The sequence below is a fragment of the Streptomyces ziwulingensis genome, assembly GCF_039542605.1.
GTDB lineage: Bacteria > Actinomycetota > Actinomycetes > Streptomycetales > Streptomycetaceae > Streptomyces > Streptomyces ziwulingensis.
Genome location: NZ_BAABIG010000051.1, coordinates 1 through 4,775, shown reverse-complemented (window position 1 = coordinate 4,775; position 4,775 = coordinate 1). Strand labels below are relative to the sequence as shown.

The window sequence follows — 4,775 nt, the reverse complement described above, 5'->3', positions numbered from 1 at the left end:
GTCGATGATGGTGCCTTCGACGGTCGAGTACAGCGGAATGTCCGAGGTATCCGGGTGCGGTCCCGCCAGTGTTTCGAGGAGTTGGTGGTGGATTCGCTCGACGTGGGCTGAGTGTGAGGCGTAGTCCACGGGTAGCAGCCGGGCCCGTACGCCCTGGGTTTCGTACGCGGTGACCAGTGAGGTGACTGTTTCCGTGTCACCTGATACGACTGTGGAGCGGGGTCCGTTGACGGCGGCGATCTGTACTGCGTCCAGACTCATGAGCCGTTGGTGTACCTGTTGTGCCGGCAGGGGGATGGATGCCATGGCTCCGTGTCCGGCCAGTTCCCGTCCGATGACCTGGGAGCGCAGGGTGACCACTCGTGCCCCGTCCCGCAGTGACAGTGCGCCCGCTACCACGGCGGCCGCGATCTCGCCTTGTGAGTGGCCTACGACGGCTGTCGGTTCCACTCCCGCCGAACGCCACAGCCCGGCCAGGGAGACCATCACCGCCCAGGACACCGGCTGCACCACATCCACCCGGTCCAGGGCCGCGCCTTCCCGCACGATCTGGGTCAGTGACCAGTCCACGTGGGGTGCGAGTGCCGTCTCGCAGCGTCGCATCCACTGTGCGAACACCGCCGACTGTTCGAGCAGCCCGGCCGCCATGCCCGCCCACTGTGCTCCCTGTCCGGGGAACACNGACGGGGGTGGTGGATGTGACCGAGTCCAGCCCTGCCAGCAGTTGCCCGCTGTCCTCGCCGATCACCACCGCCCGGTGCTCGAACACCGACCGCGAGGACGCCAGCGACCAGCCGACGTCGACGGCACTCGCGTCACTGCTGGCCGTAAAAGTGCCAAGCCGTTCCGCCTGGTCCCGAAGGGCCTCGGCCGTCCGCCCCGACACCACCCACGGCACCACCGCCGGTACGGCACCACCCTCCCTCGCCTCCGACGTGTCGTCCGCGGGAGCCTGCTCCAGCACCACATGCGCGTTCGTCCCGCTGATACCGAACGACGACACCGCCGCCCGCCGGGCCCGGCCGGTCTCCGGCCACGGGCGTTCCCGGCGCAGCAGTTCCATCGTCCCGGAGGACCAGTCGATGAACGGGGACAGCTCGTCCGCGTGCAGGGTGCGCGGCAGGATGCCCTCCCGCATCGCCATCACCATCTTGATCACACCGGCGGCTCCGGCCGCGTGCTGGGTGTGGCCGATGTTGGACTTCACCGAACCCAGCCAGAGTGGTTGCTCGGGTGAACGGCCACGGCCGTACGTGGCGAGCAGCGCTTCGGCCTCGATCGGGTCGCCGAGCTTCGTTCCCGTGCCGTGGGCCTCCACGGCGTCGATGTCGGCCGGTGACAGCCGCGCCGATGCCAGGGCCTGACGGATCACCCGCTGCTGCGAGGGTCCGTTCGGCGCCGTCAGACCGTTGCTGGCGCCGTCCTGGTTCACCGCCGAACCGCGGACGAGGGCGAGGACCGGGTGCCCGTTGCGGCGGGCGTCCGACAGCCGCTCCAGCAGCAGCATGGCAACGCCCTCGGACCAGCCGGCGCCGTCGGCCGCGGCCGAGAATGCCTTGGAGCGTCCGTCCCGTGCCCCGGCACGCTGCCTGCTGAACTCGACGAAGAGGGTGGGCGTGGACAGCAGGATCGCGCCGCCCGCGAGCGCGAGCGAGCACTCACCCGCCCGCAGGGCCTGGGCGGCGAGGTGGAGAGTCACCAGTGACGACGAGCAGGCCGTGTCCACCGTCATGGCCGGGCCGACGAGCCCCATGGTGTAGGCGATGCGGCCGGACGCGACGCTGCCCGCGCTGCCGGTCAGCAGGTAGCCCTCGAACCCGGGAGTGCGGGCGAGGATGTGGCCGTGGTCCTGCCCGCTGACTCCGACGAAGACGCCCGTCTGGCTTCCGCGCAGGGTCTGGGGGACTATCCCGGAGCGTTCCACGGTCTCCCACACGGTTTCGAGCAGCATGCGCTGCTGTGGGTCCATGCTCAGTGCCTCGCGGGGGGAGATGCCGAAGAATGCCGCGTCGAACCGGTCGATGCCGTCCACGAATCCCCCCTCCCGTGTGTAGGACGTGCCGGGGTTGTCGGGGTCGGGGTCGTACAGCGTGTCGAGGTCCCAGCCCCGGCCGGAGGGGAACTCGGTCACGGCGTCCGTGCCGTCGGCCACCAGCCGCCACAGTTCCTCGGGAGAGTTCACGCCTCCGGGCAGCCGGCACCCCATGGCGACGATGGCGATGGGATCGTCGTCGGCTTCGGTCGCCGCCGAGGGCGGCAGGGCGCGGGAGGCGGCGCGTTCGGCGGTCTCCTCGGCTCCTCCGGCTCCTCCGGCTCCGAGAAGCTCGGCACGCAGATAGGCCGTGACGTCCGCCGGGGTCGGGTGATCGAAGATCAGCGCGGCGGGCAGCCGGAGGCCGGTGGCGGCGCCGAGCTGGTTGCGCAGTTCCACCGCTGTGAGCGAGTCGAAGCCGAGCTCCTGGAAGGCCCGGTCCGGTCCGATGGCGCTCTCGTCGCCATAGCCCAGCACGGTGGCCACCTGCGAACGCACGAGGCGGTCCAGCTCCCGCAGTTGCTCCGCCGCGGACAGCCCCGCCAGGCGCTCGGCCCGCGACGGACCGCTTCCCGCGCCGGCCGCCGCACCGCGGCGAGGTGCACGGCGTACGAGACCACGCAGAAGGGCGGGCAGGGTGTCCGGCTGGGTCCGCAGGGTGGCGAGGTCCAGCCGCATGGGCAGCAGCCGGGCCTCGGACTGTGTGAGCGCGGTGTCGAACAGCGCGAGGCCCTCCTCCCGCCGCAGCGGGAACATGCCGGCGCGCGCGATGCGGGTCCTGTCCTGGTCGCTCAGCCCTTCGGTGATGCCGCCCGTTCGCTCCGACTCGGCCCACAGGCCCCATGCGAGCGACAAGGCGGGAAGGCCCGCGGCCCGCCGGTGGGCGGCCAGCGCGTCGAGGAACGCGTTGGCGGCGGCGTAGTTGGCCTGCCCCGGGCCGCCGAAGGTGCCGGCGGACGAGGAGTAGAGCACGAACGCCGAGAGGTCCGCGTCCTTGGTCAGTTCGTGCAGGTTCCAGGCGGCGTCGACCTTCGGCCGGAGCACCCTCTCCAACTGATCGTGGGTGAGCGTCGCCGCGATCGCGTCGTCGAGCACGCCCGCCGTGTGGATGACGGCGGTCAGCGGGTGCTCGGCCGGCACCGAGGCGAGCACCCCGGCGAGGGCTTCCCGGTCCGCCGCGTCACACGCCACGATCTCGGCTCGCGCGCCGAGTTCGGCCAGCTCCGCCGCCAGTTCGGCCGCACCGGGAGCATCAGGGCCGCGCCTGCTGGTCAGCAGCAGGTTCCGCACGCCGTACTCGACGACGAGGTGCCGGGCGAGCATCGTCCCCAGCGATCCGGTGGCACCGGTGATGAGAACGGTGCCCTCGGTGCCGCGCAGGGGCGGGTGCGGGTCCCGGTGCCGGTCCTGATCCGGGACCTGGTTCCGCCCGAGGGGCCGGCTCCGTTTCTCGGCCGGGTCCTGACCGGGGGCATGGCCCTGAGCGAGGACCCGGGCCAGCCGGGGAGCCGTGACCTCGCCGTCGCGGATGACGAGTTGCGGCTCGCCGGTCGCCAGAGCCGCGGCCGGCAGTCGCCACGCCGACGCACCGGCGTCCACGTCAGTGCCATGGCCGGTGCCGGTGCCGGTGCCGGTGCCGGTGGCGGCGTCCGGGTCCGGGAGCGGGTCCAGGTCCACCAGCACGAAACGGCCCGGGTTCTCGGTCTGGGCACTGCGCAGGAGACCCAGCGCGGTCGCGGCACTGAGTTCCGCCGCTCCCGGAGTGTCCGTGGTCAGCGCTCCACGCGTGACCACCACGAGCCGGGAGGCGGCGAGCCGGTCGTCCGCGAGCCAGGAGCGCACCACGTCGAGGGTCTCGTGCGTCAGGTCGTGGGCTGCGGAGACCACGTCACTGCCGGTGGTCGTCCCGTCGGCATACGCGTCGACGGGTGACCAGACGACAACGGCCGGGGCGGAGCTGCCCGCGTCGAGGTCCCGGCGCAGCGCGGCGACGTCCTCGTGGGAACGTGAGCCGGGGGGCCGGCCCGGCGCGTCGGACGCGCCGAGCGTCGCCCAGGTGGACGGGTCGGCGATCACCGCACCGACGACCGGGACGGGCTGGAAGTCCAGCCGGTAGAGGGACTCGTGGTAGGTCGCACCCGCACTGCGCAGCGCCGCCGCGGAGACCGGACGCGACAGCAGGGAATCGACACTCACCACGGGGGCGCCGGTGCTGTCAGTGGCCGTCAGGGACACGGTGCCCTGGCCGCTGACCACCAACCGCACGCGCAGCATGGTCGCACCCCCGGAGTAGGCGCTCACCCCTGCCCAGGAGAACGGCAGGCCCCCTTGCCGGGCGTCGTCCACGACTCCCCGCAGCAGCGGGTGCAGGGCAGCGTCGAGCAGTGCGGGGTGCAATACGTACTTACCGGCGTCCGTGTGCTGTTCCTCGGGCAGGGCGACCTCGGCGAAGATCTCGTCGCCGAGTGTCCAGGCGCGCCGCAGGCCCCGGAACGAGGGCCCGTAACCATGTCCCTGCTCGGTGAGCCGGTCGTAGACGTCGTCGAGCGCCACTTCCCTCGCGTCGGCGGGTGGCCAGCTCGCCGACGCCGTCTCCGGTGCCGACTGGTTCCCGACCGCCAGGACGCCGGTGGCGTGCTCGGTCCAGGATAGGTTCACGCCGTCGTCGCGATCGGGCCTGGTGTGGACGCTGAACTCGCGTCGCCCCGAGTCGTCGGCGGCCGCGACGGACAGTTGCAGGCGT

1 pseudogene is annotated in these 4,775 nt (G+C 72.1%); it reads right to left on the bottom strand.

Annotated elements, in window-relative coordinates:
* A pseudogene (locus ABEB00_RS23255) lies at positions 1 to 4,775 on the bottom strand (type I polyketide synthase); the annotation flags it as partial.